The sequence below is a fragment of the Streptococcus sp. DD11 genome, from assembly GCF_001578865.1.
GTDB lineage: Bacteria > Bacillota > Bacilli > Lactobacillales > Streptococcaceae > Streptococcus > Streptococcus panodentis.
On sequence record NZ_KQ969395.1, the window covers coordinates 260,616 to 261,657 of the forward strand.

Annotated in this window: 1 protein-coding gene; it reads right to left on the reverse strand. The window is 45.7% G+C overall.

Going from position 1 to position 1,042, the window contains the following annotated elements; translation table 11 throughout:
- On the reverse strand, nt 1-1,042 hold a 1,042-nt coding region (locus STRDD11_RS08980), incomplete at both ends, for an Sgo0707 family adhesin (RefSeq protein WP_164828445.1).

Here is a 1,042-nt window from a genome sequence, read left to right on the forward strand (position 1 = left end):
CTCATAGCTCTTTTCATAAAGCAGGCTGGTAGAAACTGTATTAGATGGTGCTGAAAGATTGTCCACCTTCAGGGTGACTGTATTTTCAATCCTTGCAGCACCCTTTTCTGCTGCCTTTTGATTAGTGGCTGTCTGATAGGTGATGACAATATCCTGAGAAGCGTTTGCCTTGATATATTCTGGCGTCAGCTTGACTGTGACAGTCTGACCTTTCTGCTCCATCGTGTAGTCAGTGCCTTCCTTCAGAGCAGTGCCGCCCGCTTCAATCTTGAGCTCCTTATAGTCCAGACGCTCATCGAAAGTTTCCGTCATCTCAATCGTCGTCGGTGTCGCCAGGATGTCCTTACCAGGAACTGGGATTTTAAAGGTTCCCTTATAGGTCACTTCTTGTCCTGCCTTAGCCGGAACCTTAACTGGGTCAACTTCTAAGGTTGGTCTGGGATCAATTTTTTCGATATAAAGACCAAAGACCGCTGAGCAGGCTTCTGTTGATAAATAACCAAAATTCAGCTTGTTGTCCGTCGAGCGGACAGCCAGACCGGAGATGTTATTTTCATTATAGGCACCGCTAGTCGAAGTCGTTGCTTCCCAAATTGTCTGATTCCCCTTGTCCGATTGATTCAGAGCATTGGCAGTATTCAGCAAACGCTTGTCAACAGCATTTTGGTAGTCATTAATATAGAAAGACTCTTTCAGACCGAGGTGGTCAACCACATCAATATCCGTCGGCTTCATGACCAGCTTCAGGTCTGTATCCGAACCATCTGAATAATGCAGTTCTGCCGTCACATCAGCCTCTACCCAGAAAGCCTTGTTCATGATGTTGTTATGAGCAGCATCGACATAAGGGATATTGCCAATCTCAAAAGCGCTCTTTTCCCACAGTTCTGAAATGGAGAAAAATTCTACGGCGTTCTTCTGAGCATTATCCATCTCAGCAGCTGCTGTGGGAGTCTTCAAATAATGCAGTGTCACCTTATTAAAGGTCAGATAGGCATCCACCTGCTTGCCATAAGCCGTTCCGACATTGGAAAACTTAAGG